This is a genomic window from Enterobacter sp. RIT418, assembly GCF_003057745.1.
Taxonomy (GTDB): domain Bacteria; phylum Pseudomonadota; class Gammaproteobacteria; order Enterobacterales; family Enterobacteriaceae; genus Enterobacter.
The window spans coordinates 1-16,941 of the sequence record NZ_QBJD02000031.1; the positions used below are offsets into that span (position 1 = coordinate 1).

Sequence of the window (16,941 nt, forward strand, 5' to 3'; positions counted from 1 at the left end):
CCCACACCGATTCTGCCGCGCCGTCGAACAGGCCCGACGGCTCGCGGTACGGCAGGCGCACATCAAACCGGTAGTGAAGCTGGCTGTCGGCGAAGATGTACGTATCCAGACCGCGCTCGTCGTCCATCTCCGTGCGCCAGTAAATGCCCACCTCGGACAGAATGCGCCGGATAAATTCCAGGTCCGTTTCCCGCCACTGGGTAATCAATTCCCGCGCCGGATAGGTCCGTTCCAGCCGGAACGCAAAGTCCGGGCCCTCCAGACCGTGTTTACGCAGCACCTGCTCCACCACCTCCGGCACGGACTGGTTCTGAAAAACGACGCACTGCCGGGTGTGCTCCAGCAGCGCCAGACGGGAGCTCAGCGTGAGCCGGTAGTGGGACTGGTCTGCGGTGGTGGAGAGCCATTCCAGGCGGGTGATGATGCCGTGTACGTTTTTGCCGCTGCGCATCCGGAATGACGCATATTTCATCAGCACGTTTTCCGGAATGAGGTTGCTCTGTGGGGTGGTGAACTCGATGTCCCACCTGAACGGTTCGCTCAGCGCTTCCCTGCCGCGAAAGCGCAGGACATCCGGCTTTACATGGCTGTCATTAATATCCAGAAAATAGCGGGTCTGCCCGTCAAAAAGCGCCAGCCAGTTATCCATCATGTCACTCCTTTACCGGCAAGAGGCTGAGCCAGCCGTCGCCCAGCTCTATGGTGCGGGGTTTGTCCGGGTCTAAGTCGTCACGGGTCAGCACCAGGCGCCAGCGGTTGTCCTGCATGTCCGGGCGGTTAAACAGCCCCACCACCGCCACAAACTGCGCGTCTTCATCCATCGGCATATTGAGCGTCACGCTGCCGTTGGGCATCACCAGCAGCGCCTTTGACGCCAGCACGTCCTCCTTCAGCACCGTATCAGCCTTGCGCAGCAGCGTCTGGTAATCGGCGGTCTCCACCGCTTTACGATCTTTGAGCTGATAGACCCGCACCATGGTCGCCAGCGGCGTCTGTGCGCCATCGGCGTTAATGGCCGTGCGCGGGGTAAAATCCAGATGCAGCGTTTTAATTTTCTTGTAGAAGATGGATTTCGTGATGCTGACCGTGCCGTCCGTGACGGTCTGCGTCAGACCACAGCCTGCGAGCAGACCACAGGCAATAAGCGTCAGCGCCTGCCAGCGAGTTACTGTTGCCATTCAAAAGTTCCTTATTGATGGAGGTAGTACGTGATCAATCGAAGCGGTAATGTCCGTCTTCTGCGGGTTGCTGTGCGGAATAGTGAAGCCCTTCATAACATCCCAGGTTGACGGTCAGACTTTTCCGTGGCGTATTGAGTTTGCCTTCTTTCAGACCCAGTAAGCCGGTTCTTCCCAGCTGTATACGCCGGCCCTTGCCCAGGCGAGACTCAGGCAACAGCCGCACGGGTACAGTGAGGCGCAGTCGGACATCACTGCGGTAACCAAGGTAGACGCGCAGCAGGACCAGTAAATCGGTATGCAGGATCCCACCGGGTAACCACCCTTCAGCCTCGTCAGGATCTTCCGTTTCCAGCGTAACGAGTACCCGGCTGCATGCCTCTTTTGCCGATTTACCCAGCGTGGCGCGCTGAGAAAGACGGACGCGGCTTTCGCGACCCAGGCCGCTGCGGTTGTCGATATGGACCTTAACCGGATCGGGTTCAGTGATCATTGCCCGGGTATTCGGTGCCAGCAGGCTCACCAGGGCCCGGATACCTTCCGCATTACGGGTGGGTAAGCGCATCGTACCGAGTAAGGCCAGAAAGCGGGAAACCGGTGTTGCCACCCGTTCGGCCGTGCCCGGAATACCGAGTCCCACCAGCCCCAGCAGACACTGTGATGTGGCATCGCGCCCACCGGCCTCGAAGGTGGCCGGATACGCGTATTTTCGCCAGATCCGGTAATACTGCGTGGTGATGCGGTGGCTGAAGATGTCCAGAAACGAGGTGACCGCCTCGTGTCCTTCCCGCCGCTGCGCAATATCATCCAGGTAAGCGGTTGGCAGAGGAGAGTCCACGCCATACATGCCCAGGAAAGTGGTGCGAACGGTCGGCGGCAGTTCAGGATGGTCTTCGTCGGTCTCAACCGCTTTCAACGTGCCTACCGGAAACCCCATTCCGGGCCAGGGCCGAAAGCGCACCGGGTCGTTACCCGGATGGCTGGTCGAGCCAAGCTTTGGCGCGCCCGGATTTTCCTGCTCCAGCAGCTGGCAGAAACGATAGAAATTGGCCCGCCAGATATCTTTATTAAGGGCCAGCGTCAGCCCGGTACGTGCTGGCTGTGATTCTCGCGCCATCTCAGTCGTTTTCCTGTCGGTTGCAGTACCAGCGTGAGCTGGTTAAAGAGGTGAATATCCGCATAGAGCGCGAAGAACCGGTGCAGCATTTCCCCGAAGAGATTCACATCGCCCTCGCCTGCAAAATTATCCATGTTCAGCGTGACCTCAATGTCCACGCCCCGGAGCATAAAGCCCTTCTCAAAACGGCGGATCGGCGTGTGCTTCACGGCGACGATTGCTTCAAGACGACGTCGGTTCATCTCGTCATCGGTCCAGTCGTACAGCGCCAGCGTGCCGCGCAGCACTTCAGGATTGTCCATCATGCTGAGGAAGTTTGAGCCCAGATGACTCATCACCCGCCAGTGAAAACGGTCGTTTGCCGGGGGATACAGCGGCATCGTCGGTGCGGTAACGTTCAATACCCTGACGGGCACTTTTCCTGCCTTGACCACCCTGTCCAGCAGCGTGCTTTCCAGCGCCTTACGCGGGAGCTGACCGTTGGTGCCGGTTATCCGCATCGAGAGTGACTCCGGTTTTTCGGACAGCTGTTCCAGTTCGAACGAGCGCCCGCCGAGAATGAGCCAGGTGTCATACAGTCCAGAGGGGCCGCGCTTCACCCGGGTGTGGAAGTAACGCTCAGGGGCATCGTGGCGCATCATACCGCCACGGTGTCGGAAGCTGGTGAACGGCACATACGGATGTTTGCCATTCTTCAGCGCGCCATGAATATTATCAACGCTGTAAATCTCGGTGTGGCCATCCTGAAGGCGCAGCGGCCTGAGCAGGTATTCATTTTCCAGCGGGTCAAGCGTCAGCGGGTCGGCTTCCAGCGTGAAGAGGTTAATGACCGGCGCGCAGTGCAGCCGGAAGTTTTCTGTATCAAACGGCAGATCGGATGACCATGCTTCGCTAAGCACAATGTCGATTTCAAACCAGGTGCTGGCCGCAGTGAGCCCGATGGTGTCCAGACCGCGCAGTTCAATAAACATAAACTTCTGGCGGAAGCTGAAATACTCCAGCAGCAGCTGGTAACCACTGAAAGCGGTATCGGCTTTCTTCCACAGGCCGTCGTTGTCATCAAAGCCCATCGGTTTGCACCATCCGTCAAACGGATGACGTTCGGTGTGCGTCCCGGCATGACGGGCATACATGGTATGTACGCGTCGGGTCATTGCCAGATGCAATGCTGAACTGACCGGGCTCTCCGCGTTGAGGAAGATGGCAACCTTGTCGATCCCGGCTTTGCTCCAGTCTACTTTTTCGGGGCATTCGAAGCGCAGGCGAATCGCCGAACGTCCATTGGTTTCCGTGTGCAGACGGGCGTCCGCAAGTTGCAGGGGCTGCAGCGGAACATCACGGGTCGTCCGGTACTGGCAGGCCGTTTTATGCGGCCCTACGGGGCGCGACAGAACAGAGAAACCTTCCTCCAGCATTTCGGCCTGGCGCAGGCTACGCCAGTCAGGTGAAAATTCGACGATAGCCAGCGACGGGATAGTCCGCATATAGTGCGGCCACAGCAGGCTCACCAGCCCTTCGGTCAGTTCCGGCAGGTCATCATCCAGCTTTTCACGCAGACGGCCCATCAGGAAGGCAAAGCCTTCGAACAGGCGCTCCACATAAGGATCGCGCGCGGCGGTTTTATCCAGATTAAGCATCGCTGCCCGGTCCGGATGGGCCCGGGCAAATTCTTTACCTGCTTCACGCAGGTAGCGCATCTCTGCTTCGTAATAGCGCAGAGTTAAATCATCCATGCACGAATTTCCTGAAAGTATTTAAAAAAATTAGCCACAGAGCACCGTCACGACGCGAATGTCTTTGGCGCATTCGCAAAGACATGTCTGGGCCAGCTCGCACAGCAGCGCTGAATCAGTGCCCGAAAGCTTATTGATCTCTTCGCGCATTAACTGAAAATTATCGTCGTATGCCGGATCGTCCCCGGTTTCAGACCCGGGGATGAACGGGAGCAGCCAGTTATCCCAGTGCGACAGGGCGTCACTTGCCCGGGCGATAAGGCGCTGCTGTTCTTCTGTGTCGCTGGCGCAAGCGGTTAACAGCTCTTTCGGTGAACTCATTGTTTTTTCCGTTTGTTAGTCTTTTTCATATCTCTCACGGCCGCTGTCGAAGACGCGTCGTTTTATCCATTGACGGTGGAAGCTGACGTCGATTGCGCTTCGTCACTGGAACCCTTCTGGGTCAGCGACGTCAGAGTCGACGTCGAAGATCGTTTCAGGCAGCGTGAATCCCTGAAGCTTCAGTAACGCCAGAGGACCGTCGCCAAGCTCGCTGCGAAGCACAAACTTCAGCGGATTCCCGTCAGGGGTGATCCACACCAGCTGCGTGCGGCTGGCATCAAGCGGAGTGATGAGTGCCTTGTCCAGCAGGCGAATGAAGCCCCAGTTCCCCTGGTTGCTGGCGTAAAGCTGCATACCGCTGTTTACGCTGCGCCAGTTGAGGCTGACGCCCGGGTAATACGTATTTCCCGGCCAGGTAAAGCTCTGCCAGCTTTCCATCTGGTTGAAGTAGTCGAGGTTTTGCTCATCAAGAGAAAGCTGTACGCGGGCAACGTCACGAGAGGGACGTGCCATCAGCTCGAAATGAACATTCGCATCGCCCTGAGAGAAGACGATATCGGACAGTTCCGCCAGCTGGTTAATCGCCCGGAGGAACCCGGGATCGACCACCATTCCCTGGCTTGCGGAGGGATCAACGACCCAGCGATTCCCCTCCTGGTGAAGGATCCCGCCCAGGTTAGTTTTCAGGAAGGTGGTGATTCGACCCGCGTCGCTGCGCAGGAACTGTGCCAGCAGCGGCAACGAGGCATCGCTGCCGGTGGCTTTAAACGGATAGCGTCCCGCAAAGGCCTTATTCCACTGATCGACAATGGTTGTCTGCCAGCGGGCATTGAGGCTACCCGCTGCCGGGGCAAGGACCTGCCGCCAGGCCAGATCCAGCGGTTGTACAAACAGCGACTGGCCAAACCCGTTCCACTCCTGGCCCAGGCTCGCCGCAACCAGGCTGCCGTAATCACGGGTATCGGTCAGGTCGATGGCTTTTCCCTGAAACACGGTCTGGGCCAGCATCTGCGACATGGCCTGTGGATCCGGTGCGCTTGTGACCTGCTGAAGCTTCAGCCGCACCTGAGTGACGCGGGCAAGCCAGGACTGGAAGCTGAGGTTGCCGTTGGTACCGGTGCCCTCTTTCCCTTCCATCAGCCCCATCAGCGGGCCAAACACCGCATCGAGCGGGCCTTTAGGGCCCTGCGCCTGTTCAATGAACTGTTTTGCGTTTTTATTCTTACCGACCAGCTTTTTCGCTGAATCCACTATTGAATCCGCCAGCGCCTCGCCTTTCTGTCCGGTTTTGCCCTGCCAGGCCAGCGTGTTCATCAGTGCAACCAGCGGCGACTGGCGGACATCGCCGATCAGATTGAGCTGGGCAATCGCTTCAGAAAGTGAGGTGGCTTCCTGCCACTGAATGCTGTTGACCATGTTCAGCCACGCATTGCCAAAATCGGTAAAATAGCGTTCCGTCAGGCGGGCCTTCAGCGCTTCCGGGGAGATATCACTCCCGGCCTGGTGGGTTTTATCCGTTAGTACCCAGTCGATTTCGTCACGGCGGGTTTTGACCACCTCATCAATTGCATCCTGAACCTGCTCTTCCCAGGCCTGGCGCGTAAACATGCCCGGGACGACGTCATCGGTACTGAATACCGTTGAGGCATCGGTATCACCGGTCATGTCCGCCAGCGTCAAATCAGGCCAGTTACTGGCCACGCGCTTAAGCATGTCCTGGTACAGCCCGGACTCAGCGTTCCGCTGGCCAATCTGTTTGAGCAGGATCTGACGTACTGTGCTGATTAATTCAGCGTCGGGCTTAATTTTCCATTCCGGATGTGCCGGGAGGTTCTGCGCATAAAAGCCCAGTAGTTTCGGCGCTATTTCCCGCCACGTGCCGTCCGGCACATTCTGGCGTTTTGGCCAGGCCGTCATCACGTTTTTTGCCAGCCACCCCGCGTCCGCTTTCTCCGGCCGGGCCATCATCAGGTAACTTTTTAGCACGTCGTAGGTATGCTGGGTGCCCTGTATACGGGCATCACTGGCGGGAGGAAGTTGCACAAAGGCATTCAGCTGCTGCCTGAGATGATCTGCTGTGGCATCTCTCATCAGCTGTGCGTTATTTTTCGCATACAGCGGCCAGAGTGCAGCCAAGGTGTCGCTGTCCTGATTGAGTCCAAATCGGGTGTACCACGGCGCACCTGTCGCTTCACGATGCTGCAGACGGGCAATGGATTGCTGAAGAACAAGCTGGTTACGCAGACGTTCAGCCAGCGGTAGCGAGGTATCCGCAGCCTGCCTCGCCGTTTCCTGCGCCTGATAAATCTGGGTACGGTTAACGATCAGAGACAGCAGTGTACCGGCACCCCACAGGACAATCAGGGAAAGCAGAATTAACCGCAGCATCCTCAGCCCGTCGAAGCCAAGCTTTCTGCCGCTGACGGCATCACAGTCATCAACGACGGCTTTCCATGTAGGGGTATCGAGGCGCGTATTCGGTACCGAGCCGGCAGAGGCCAGTTCAGGGCTGAACATAACACCGCGTAAACGCCAGGCCGCAGATCCCTGCATCAGCCCGTTGAGCAAAACGGTCAGACTGGCTTTTAGTTCGTGTTGCAGACGGGAAGATAACTGAAGCAGGCCGTTATGTGCCGGATTATTCAGTATCTGTACCATACCCGCTTTTTGCAGGTGTAGCGCCAGTGTAGAAAACGCCTCGCCCGCACCTTTCACGGTACCTTCCGGCCCGAATATGACCCCTGTCGCAGCCGTTTCCGCGTCCTGCTGAGCACCGGTGGCTTTATCGGTCAGCCACAGCCAGACGGGCGCCTGCCAGCCCAACAGGTGGTCGGCTTTCTGGCGACAACGCAAGAAGGCATCCCGTTCGCTATCCGTCGGGAGGGCTGAGGTACTCATCACCTGGACGATGCCATCAACCGGTTGCCCGGAACGCAGGCGTTTCAGTTTTGAAAGGAAGATCTCATCCGGGAGTGACTGCGCATCACCGCCATAGATCAGCACGTTGCCGTCGCCTTCCTGCCAGAGGTCATGACACAGGCCCGGGGCCGCTTTCTGGACGTCGTCCGGATTACCCATCACCAGCAGAATTCGTATCTTACGCTGCCAGCGGCGACCATAGCGGAATAGCAGATGTTCGGACACCGCGTCTTCGCTGAAGACTGGATCTTCGTCGTCTTCTACGCTGGCAATAGTATTCGCTACAGGAGCGGTAATCTGTGACTTTTTCTGCCCCCAGTGGAGGTACAACCCCGATTTACCGGCGAAGTCGAAAGCCTTCTCTGTCAGCCAGCCGAGTAAAAACAGCGCGGCAACCAGCATGGCGCAGAACGTGAGTATGCGCTGGCCGTCATACGGACCGAACCCGGTAGCCGAGGCGACGTTTTCCGGAAAGGCATAAAAGAGAAATGCCACGATGACCGTCAGAAAAAACGCGACAGTTACTACGGAGCCGATGAGTGTTTTTACTTTTACCTTAGACATTCTTAGGCGATTCCTTGCGAACTTCTTCTTTGGTGATGACGGCGATCCAGACGTCGTCTTTGTCGGCAGCGGGTTGCGCGGCGATAACCTGTACTCCGCGCTGCTCAAATGCCGCATCGGCAAGCGTGATGGCGACCCACGGAGCTGCATGGCCGGTGTAGCCCAACACAGGGTCGATACTGAGGTTGTCTTCAGAAAGACTAAATTCCACGCTGCCCGCCTCGCAGGCATTATTCCAGCCGCTTCCTGCGGTCAAACATGGGCCAGAAATCCAGCTTCCCCGGAGTTCGGCAGGACCAATATTGGCCCAGAGCAACGCACGTTTAAGCGTTTTGGTGAGCGTGGCTTCAGTTCCTCTTTCCGGGCGATGAAGACGTAATTCATTCGAATATGCGAGAGCCTTACGGTTGCTGAGTACTACCATCGAGACAGCATCAGCATCTTCTTCCCGGGGCGAGGCCGGTAACGATAGCGTTATGGCAACCAGAATGCCCGCATTGTCCCATCGCTTGTCCAACCAGGCATCAAATGCGCCCAGTCCTTTTCCGGACATCAGGCGAAATATCCTGCCGGTTTTGAGTGAAAGCTCGGCCTTTAGCTGCTCTTCAACCAGGGGATAAAGGTCATTGTCACAGTCCAGCATCAGCCAGCATGGCAGCTCTGAAGGAAGTGGCTGAACAATTACTTCCACACGCGCGGCCAGCTTGATGACCGCTGCTTTCAACGCTTTCGGTAAATCCATCTGATATTCTGTTAATGCCGCGTACCTGACCGGTTTGTCGCATCCTCTGGGGTGCGAAAAGCCGATAGCGGGAGCGGCGACTTTCATCACCTCCAGCAAGTCGTCGGTTTTGTTTCCCGCCGGACTCTGGATATAAGTACCGAGGATCCAGGCGCAGCGCTGACCGCGCAGAATTTCACTGTCAATGAGTGCTTCTCGCTCGACATTCCTGGACTGGGCCCCCACCTGTTCGGCTTTATAGGCAAACCGGCGTAAACCAAAAATAAGACCCCAGGTGCAAAATGGAAGACCCAGTGCGGTGAACCAAAAGACAAATCCGGTTCGCTCCGACCGCCAGCACCATAGAGTGAGTGCTATGCCCCCCAGCATGATAAATACCAGGAACAGCAGCCAGCGGCGGGTTCCGGGACGTGCTATCTTAGGGGCCTTTTCAGGGATGGCATCCAGCCAAACGGGCATAATCAGGCAACCTTTGCTGCGGCAAATGAACTGATCAACGTACAACCACAGGCGCATTTGTGACCGTGGAATGCAACCGGAATACCATGGTCAAGATAAGCAGGATTGCCTTCTATGATGGTTGTCGGGCCATGTCCCGGAACCGGACAGGACACTTTGTCGCCTTTACGGGCAACACCGATGCCGCCGAATTTCATGGTTTCAGACGCGCTCATTACAGAACCACCGTGAGTAGTCTTATCGCCTTTTCGGATTATCTGAAGCATATTAAGTTTCCTTGCTGTTGAATTTATTAGCGAGATGTGTTTTAGGTACTAGCAGGATTATTTATGTTAGCTAATTTTTGTCAGCCGCCATTATCTATTTCACATTCGCCTTGAAAGATGTTTTGGAATGATTGATGGTCAAATACATATGCACTGTTAGAACATTTCTTATCGCCTAGAGATATTTTACCAACGTTCGATTCTGGGATGTTTTCACCGCCAATCCAAATTAGATTACTATTAGGGTAAAACTCGGCAGAAAATGGATCAGGGGATGGAGTACCATTATCAATAGTTGAGTAATATTTTGTGTTGCCGTTAAATATCGGCAATTCCGAAATTATAGCCCCGGATAATTTATCAATTACCCAACCACATACCCAACCATTAACACCGCAATCTTTGGGTAACTCACCTTTCTCACTTATGTAAAGTCGATAGTGCCCTGCAAAGTTGACTTCCTTGCTGAGTTGACTTTGCATTAACTTTTTCCAGTCATTAGATTTACTAGATTGCTCACCCGTTAATTTTATTTTTGATGCAAATGGCCCATGACTTAATATTACATTGTGTTCTTTAAATTTTGGAGTTTCTCCTACATTAGCTAATGTAGAGAAGCAAATAATAGTGGTAAGAAGGATGGTAAGTTTACATAGCTTCATTTTTTGAATCCTTGAGCACTTTGACCATATCGTCAGGTTTAAGATGAGCTTTATTTATCCCATCACCAGAGTAGTATGATACCCCCTCTACCTGAGCATATCTTTTCTTATGTATCTTGTTACCTTTTTTGTCCCTTACAAAAGAACCATCCGAATTTGTTTCAAATTCAGTTTTCGAAGGGCTAATCTCTTTACCTTTTCGAACTCCAGCAGATGCAAATTCTTTGGCCCAATCATATATAGCATCTTCAACGCTTCCATTCCCTTCGAGATAATTAATGATTGCAGGGCGCTTTAATTTTATAAGATACTCATTAAATATTTTATCCTGCATTTCTTCATCATAGAGAGCATTTACATCTAGGTTAAGTTTACTCACTGCATCTTTAAGAGTTTTGGGAACCACCTGGAATCGTCCAGTGGCAAACATGCCTATAGATGTATCATCTTCCTGAGATGTCATAACCTCTTTGATTGTCATGCTTGTTAATTTTGTTTTGTAATGAGGTTTGTAAGTAACGTGCACATTAAATGCACTGTAGTCATTTTTAGACTCCACTCTACCAAGGAAATCACCAAATTTGCTGTGGGCCCACCCTTTTCTTACTGATTGGCGGATGGAGCCTAAAAAAATAATTGGATGCATATGCCATAACGAAGGTCCTAGCTTTTCTGTTGTAAGATCCTGCATCCATGCCACCTTGTCGAGAAAATCCTCGCTGTACTTTTTCCACTCAGGTGCCTCTTTTTTCAGCGCATTCAGGAATGGTTGCCAGATAGCATCGTCTTTTTTGAAGTACCAGTCGCTGGGATGTTTTACTATCTTTTTCATAATGACGTCACGATAGTCAGGGTTATGGAGGGCTCTCCAGTACTCCATTGGCGAATAATTGTCGCTTCCGCTATCAATTTTATCCAGCAAACGTTGGTAATTATGCTTTACCAGGGCATGACTGGTTCGCTTATCCGCTGAAGCTGACTGATAGAGTGAATCTATGAGGTTACGGAAGAATCCAGTCGGCTGGCTTTTTCCATCCAGATAATCAAAACTGGTCGGCTCTGCGATCTCAGTTCTGAAACCCAGTTTGGCCAGATCATACTGTGACAAAAGCTGTGGTTCCGCCTGCCCTTTGAGTGCATAAGCATTTTCTGGTCGCAGTTGCCAGTATTCCTGTTTGGTCGTCTTATCGATTTCAGTTTGCACCTGACTCAGAGGAAGGATCCCTGTCACGGTGGTCGCTTTGGTATCTTTTGTGAATTTTCCAGTAGCGACATCTTTTTTATACAGAGCAATGCCAGGTTCGTACTTCAGCCAGAGCGGATTCTTCTCCCCCACCTGTTCGGGGTTGGTCAGGAATTTTTCCAGATTGTCGTCCATGCTCGTGCATTCGATATGCACCTGATAACGCGCCTCATACCCACCATCTTTTGGTGCCTGATAATACCCCATGTGACCAACAGGGTCACCGGCGCTAATGGCGTAAGGCGTCGGGCATACAACCTCATCGAACTTCATTGCCTCTTTCGCTGGTGGCATCAGTTTTTGCCACCAGGAAGGCTGGGAGACGCCGCTGGCACCCGGAAATATATTGTTCTTATCAACCAAAATCCAGTATTGCTGACCGGGCTTAAAGGATGTTTTATTGCCTTTTTTTACCGCATCTTCTGACAAACTGACAAAGGTCACCAGGCCGTACTCGCGGTTATTGAACGCGACGGTATGGAGACTTCCGTCAGACTTATTCCATTCTACAATTGCACCTTTCGGCATTGTGCCTTTTAAATAGCTGTCGCTGAGATCTTTGTTTTTTGTGCTGGCAGACATCACCCACTCTGGTTCGTAGGCTGAAAGTGAGTCCTGTAGAGTCCACTTTGTTTCTGCCGGATTGACGGTGTAAGCAGAATATGGGGCCAGATGCATGTATAGGGTGTAGAAATGTAACCCACTAGTTTCTTTCTCACCCGGCTGGATATAGTGCTTCACAAGTACGAAGGACCCTGAAAAACTCAGCGGGCCGGATTCCCACCCCAGCGTCAGGTAATCTTTGCAGACGCGATAGGCAACAACTTCACCATCTGCCATGCAGCGTATCGCCTGTTCACCTTTAAAAGGTACCGGGAAATCCATCACTTCCAGCGGAGCTTTACCACTCAGAGCACACCATGGCGTTGTGGCTTCGGTGATATGGATGCCACCATGCCACATGCCGCTGCGGCCAATTGTGTACAGTCCAGTAGACTCGCCAGCTAAATGGCTGAGGATATCTTCCAAATTATTAAACTCGTTTCCCCGGCTATTAGAGGGGATCGGCCAGACTATTTTGATTTTTCCTTTTTGGGAAACAGATGCATCCTGAACTTGGCTGTTGTTGTCAGAGTACCGGTAAAGTTTATAAGGAGTGTTTTGGTCTCGATATATCTGAGCAGGATAGAAACCTTTTTCCTGAACGAAATCAGATACCCAATGAGTACCATTAAACATCGCCATATGACCATGCACATGATGTGGTGTAGCCTGAATGACAACTACATCACCCGTTTGCTGACCAGAAATTGTGAATACACCGCCGCTACTAACTGTTGTGGCGTTATCTACAACTTTAAAGTTATTTTCTATCAGCCATGGACCATAGTTTTTAGCTGACTCAATCTCAGAATTTTTTACAGATACCCCGCCAGCAATCAATGCTTTTTTAACATAACGGGCACATTTCGACTCGCCGTATTTAAGCTTTTTATCAATTCCTTTCTTAAAATTCTCAGAATTAATTTTGGCTCTAGCGAGCGCCTGTGTGTTCAGAACGCCAACTGCGATATCCTTATTAAGCATTTAGTTATCTCCTTCAAACTGTTGGGGACAATAAATACTGCCTTTGAAAGTAGGCTTAACAGAATCGATCAACCATTTGCCTCCGACTTTTACTAAACTAACAGCATACAGAGACGTACCTTTCCCATAACCTAATCTAAGATTTACCACTGCCATATGATCATTGGCTAGGACTGTTTTGGTACCAATATTGGTTTTCCATTCTTCACATATATCCTGAGCATCGACAAAATAATCTGCACCTGAATCATCATTATCTCGTAAATTTCTAAGATGTTCAGTTGTATATTTAGCAATTGCTTTCAGAGAGAGATCATTAGCTGATTCCATGTCAGACATCTCTTCTGCGACCAGGTAATAATGGTAGAATGTACTTACAACTTCGTCAGGGGACAAAATCTTCTCACCCGAGGCCAAAGCAATATATGGCACAGAAAGTAAATAACAAGCGAGCAAAATTCCCTTCAACATAAACACCTCTTCAAAATATTTAATTCAATATTTCTGTTAATCTAACTGAATAGTTAAATATCACCTCACACAACCTTAATATCATTTCGTTACGCTGATAATTTTCCAGCTGCCATTTTCTTTTTTAAGTGACACTTTAAATCTTGCTTTAGGTTCAGAGCCATTACCCAAAACAACGTCAACCAATGAATCGCTTCCTTTTTGTGTAACATCAAAAGTGTTTATATTTGTCCTCCACGAGGAAAGCACATCTTGTGATTTTGTGAAATAGTTGACATAAGTCTCAACCCAAATCCCACTCCAGTCGCAGCTATAATTATCTTCTTCTTGTTTACACTCGTGCTTCTGTGAACATTTTTTGGCCAACTTTGATTCAGGAATTGAATCATCAGAATCATAATTACACATGGTGGAGTCATTGATGCTTTTTGCTAAATGTTCAGAGACATATGTTTTGATTAATGCTTCGTTACCACCTGATTTATCCTGAAGATATGCAGAATAAAAATCATGTACAACACTCTCGGGGCTTATTGATTCATAAGCTAGTGAAACATTTGAAAATGAAAGCGAAAATAGTAAAAGAAATGCAATGCGGAGTTTATGAGTTAATGATTTCATTTACGACTCTCAATCATTAAATGATTTGCTGCTGATTTTGCTTTCCTGAGTAATATCCGTCAGGCTGAAGTTCGGTGTTTCATTGGGAAGGTTTGCGCCGGTACCCGGCACCAGATAGTTTGAAGTCTTCATTATGAAATCACCGGAGGAACCGTGTTCAATCCCGTTCTTACTCAGCCTCAGGTAAGACCCACCACCGTTAATTGTCAGTGTTTCAGGCGTACTGATAATAATTTCGTCTTCACTACTGGTCACCGTCAGCTGCTTTTCAGAAAACAGGGCCATCGTGTTGTGTTGAGCCTGGATCTCAATATCACCCTGGTTGGCCACCACCTTCGCCCCTTCTTTATGTACGAACATACCCAGCGCCTTTTCCACGCTCACGGAAAGATTTTTCATCGCACCGATATCAAGATGCTGGCCGGCATTGATCATCGTGTTGCGGGTGCTGCTGAGCTGAAGGTGTTCCCCTGAGGTCAGGGCCACGCCCTGCGGGGCGCTACCCAGCAGCACGGCAGACTGAAGGTCTTTGATTCTGTCGATGACGAGGCTCATCTGGGTGCTGATATCCGATACCAGCGCCCCGGCGGCTTCCGCAGCACTGTTCAGCGCCTGCATCTGGCTGTTGGCCTGGTTAATCTGACTTATCGCAGGCGCCATCTCCAGCACCGGGCCCTGGGCTTTGGCCTGCGCTTCCGCCGTCAGGAACAGCCCTTTTGCCGCACGTACTGCGCCATGCTCATCCGTTCGCAGCTCAAAACCGGCACCGCGCTTTTCACGCCGGCCGTTGACCAGGTGGCCCAGGTTCAGCTGCGTTTTGCCATACTCTGTTGCGAGCTTGATATGCTCCTCGCCGCGCTTATCCTCCATCCGCAGCTTGTTGTTCGCCGGCGTGCGCCACACGTTACGCGTGTGGTTGTCGCGGGTGACGTGGTCCGGATGTTCTGAGTCATGCAGGGCGTAAGCGATGTACGGACGGTCAGGGTCACCGCCGTCAAACATCACCGCGACTTCGGTGCCGTCGAGAAGCGGTGAGTGGAATCCGCAGGTATCTCCGGCATAGGGCTTAGCCAGCCGCAGCCACAGGTACGCATAGCCCTGTTCGGCACTGCTCCGGTCAAAGTCCAGCCTCACCCGGTAGCGCCCGTCCGGGTCGAGCCAGGAATAGGTGTCGCCTTTCTGCGTGCTTTCCACCCGGGCAGGCAGCGAGCCGGATATCACCGGGCGGTTAAGCAGGGCCGGACGCCAGCAGACGGTTTCGCTGTAGGGGATGCCCTCAAACGCCAGCGTAAAGCTGCTTTTGCGTGAACCACGGGTGCGCACCGTGGTGATGACGATGCCGTCCTTCACGGCATCGGGTAACGTGCCGTCCGTTTCCAGCACCTGGCCCGGCACCAGATGCGGGCTGGAGGAATGCCCGCTGACGCGGTGCTGCGCGTTCAGGATGCGCTCGTGGCGCAGTCGGGCGAAGAAGGCCCCGGTCTCCGGGCTTTCCGCATCGCCTGCCGTCAGGAAAGGCTCCGCGTAGTGGTACGTTTCCCCGGTGGTGATACCGTCCGGGCTGCTGATACTTTCCTTGCTGTCCTGAGGTTTCAGCGCTTCACGGTAGTTGTAGTCCCGGGTGGCCACACTTCCGCTCACCACGTTGTATGCGGTCTGAATATCCCAGATACTCTCCTGCCCGCTGTCGCTCATCCCGGCCGGGTTGCGCAGCGGCAGCGTGACGCCCGTTTCATACTGCTGCTGGCTGTCCTGAAATATGATTACGTCCTGCTCGAGACGGCCGTCCATTTCAAAGCGCCAGTAAATGCCCACCTCCGCCAGCAGGCGCTGGATAAACTCAAGGTCTGTTTCCCGCCACTGGGTGATGAGCTCCCGGGCCGGGTATTCCCGGGAGAGCCGGAATGCAAAATCGGGTCCTTCCAGACCGTGTTTACGCAGAACCTTTTCTACCACTTCAGTAACCGACTGGTTGAGGTAAACCTCACTTCCTTTCGTCAGGCCAAGAAACGCAATGCGGGGAACCAGCGTCAGGGCGTAACGGGTATCCTCATTCGACGTGGACATGCGGCGAAACGACTCCACCACGCCATAAACCGTGCGGACCTGCAGCGCCGGCGTTCCATCATACACCGGGGTCTGGAAGGTAAATGACGCCGTTTTCAGCAATAACGTGTCGCAGGCAATATCCGCAGAGGAGCAGGTCACGACCACGTCATAGCACCAGGGCTGGCTGAGGGACTCCACCGCGCTGAAGCGCAGCACGTCCAGATGTTCAGTACAGCCATGCACGTCAACGCGATAGCGTGACTGGCCCGGCAGTTGTTGTATCTTGCCATTCGCCTTGCTTATCAAAGCATCGATCATGACACATCTCCCTCGGTATGCTCATCGAAGGCCAGCACAATCCCTTCTTCCTCATCCCAGCCCAGGCTCAGCGACTCAGGCTTCTGCCCCGCCGCCATGTGCGTCAGCAGCTGCTGGCTCAGCACCGGCAGGATCTGCTGGTTCAGCAGGCTGTCGATGTTGCGCGCCCCGGTGTCCGGCAGCAGGCAGGCGTCCGTCAGCGCGTCCATCAGGCCGTCGGCAATCGCGGTCTTCATGCCGTAGTGGCGCGCCAGTCGCCTGCTCACCTGGTTCAGCTTCATGCCGACGATGGTGCGCATCGCCGCCTGCCCCAGCGGGCGGTAAATCACCGTCTGGAAGCGGGCCAGCAGCGCGGGCTGGAAGTGGTCGCGCAGGATCGGGCGCAGCAGCTCGTGCAGATCTGCCTCCGTCGCCTCCGGGGATTCATTCAGCAGCTGCATCAGGTGGTCGCTGCCGAGGTTGGAGGTCATCAGAATAACCGTGTTGCGGAAGTCGATTTCGCGCCCCTCGCCGTCGCGCATAAACCCGCGGTCAAAGACCTGGTAGAACAGGTTCATCACGTCCCGGTGCGCTTTCTCGACCTCATCGAGCAGCACCACGCTGTACGGCCGCTTGCGCACCGCCTCGGTAAGGATGCCGCCCTGGCCGTAGCCGACGTAGCCCGGCGGGGAACCCTTCAGCTGGGAAACCG

The 16,941-nt window shown here is 53.2% G+C and carries 13 protein-coding genes and 1 pseudogene; all 14 read right to left on the reverse strand.

Going from position 1 to position 16,941, the window contains the following annotated elements:
- Positions 1 to 649: phage late control D family protein (locus DBY73_RS21760; RefSeq protein WP_146745803.1), on the reverse strand; the 649-nt coding region annotated here is incomplete at its 3' end.
- A 4-nt stretch (positions 650 to 653) separates the two neighbouring features.
- On the reverse strand, positions 654 to 1,178 hold the full coding sequence (gene tssJ / locus DBY73_RS21765; RefSeq protein WP_112013246.1) for a type VI secretion system lipoprotein TssJ: 525 nt from the start codon (positions 1,176 to 1,178) through the stop codon (positions 654 to 656).
- A gap of 34 nt (positions 1,179 to 1,212) precedes the next feature.
- Positions 1,213 to 2,295 (reverse strand): type VI secretion system baseplate subunit TssG, encoded by a 1,083-nt coding sequence (gene tssG / locus DBY73_RS21770; protein ID WP_112013247.1) that lies wholly within the window; start codon positions 2,293 to 2,295, stop codon positions 1,213 to 1,215.
- Positions 2,259 to 4,028 carry a type VI secretion system baseplate subunit TssF gene (gene tssF, locus DBY73_RS21775; protein WP_112013248.1) on the reverse strand — a complete coding sequence of 590 codons (1,770 nt, stop codon included), beginning with the start codon at positions 4,026 to 4,028 and terminating at the stop codon, positions 2,259 to 2,261. Before tssF ends, tssG begins: the two co-directional genes overlap by 37 nt.
- 45 nt (positions 4,029 to 4,073) lie before the next feature.
- A pseudogene (locus DBY73_RS21780) lies at positions 4,074 to 4,349 on the reverse strand (type VI secretion system protein TssA); the annotation flags it as partial.
- A gap of 102 nt (positions 4,350 to 4,451) precedes the next feature.
- Entirely contained in the window at positions 4,452 to 7,832 is a 3,381-nt protein-coding gene (locus DBY73_RS21785) for an ImcF-related family protein (protein ID WP_112013249.1), read from the reverse strand.
- Complete coding sequence (locus DBY73_RS21790) at positions 7,825 to 9,033, reverse strand: hypothetical protein (RefSeq protein ID WP_112013250.1); 1,209 nt, start codon at positions 9,031 to 9,033, stop codon at positions 7,825 to 7,827. Before DBY73_RS21790 ends, DBY73_RS21785 begins: the two co-directional genes overlap by 8 nt.
- A 2-nt stretch (positions 9,034 to 9,035) precedes the next feature.
- Entirely contained in the window at positions 9,036 to 9,299 is a 264-nt protein-coding gene (locus DBY73_RS21795; RefSeq protein ID WP_112013251.1) for a PAAR domain-containing protein, read from the reverse strand.
- 80 nt (positions 9,300 to 9,379) lie between these two features.
- Positions 9,380 to 9,961, reverse strand: a complete 582-nt coding sequence (locus DBY73_RS22155) for a hypothetical protein (RefSeq protein WP_146745804.1) — start codon at positions 9,959 to 9,961, stop codon at positions 9,380 to 9,382.
- On the reverse strand, positions 9,948 to 12,449 hold the full coding sequence (locus DBY73_RS21800; protein WP_258458777.1) for a hypothetical protein: 2,502 nt from the start codon (positions 12,447 to 12,449) through the stop codon (positions 9,948 to 9,950). Before DBY73_RS21800 ends, DBY73_RS22155 begins: the two co-directional genes overlap by 14 nt.
- A 342-nt stretch (positions 12,450 to 12,791) precedes the next feature.
- Positions 12,792 to 13,262 (reverse strand): DUF3828 domain-containing protein, encoded by a 471-nt coding sequence (locus tag DBY73_RS21805; protein ID WP_112013252.1) that lies wholly within the window; start codon positions 13,260 to 13,262, stop codon positions 12,792 to 12,794.
- Positions 13,263 to 13,343: 81 nt separating this feature from the next.
- Positions 13,344 to 13,883 carry a DUF3828 domain-containing protein gene (locus DBY73_RS21810; RefSeq protein WP_112013253.1) on the reverse strand — a complete coding sequence of 180 codons (540 nt, stop codon included), beginning with the start codon at positions 13,881 to 13,883 and terminating at the stop codon, positions 13,344 to 13,346.
- 9 nt (positions 13,884 to 13,892) lie between these two features.
- Positions 13,893 to 16,250, reverse strand: a complete 2,358-nt coding sequence (gene vgrG, locus DBY73_RS21815; RefSeq protein ID WP_112013254.1) for a type VI secretion system Vgr family protein — start codon at positions 16,248 to 16,250, stop codon at positions 13,893 to 13,895.
- Positions 16,247 to 16,941 (reverse strand): AAA family ATPase (locus DBY73_RS21820; RefSeq protein ID WP_181573273.1); only part of this gene is annotated, 695 nt, incomplete at its 5' end. The genes vgrG and DBY73_RS21820, both read right to left, overlap by 4 nt.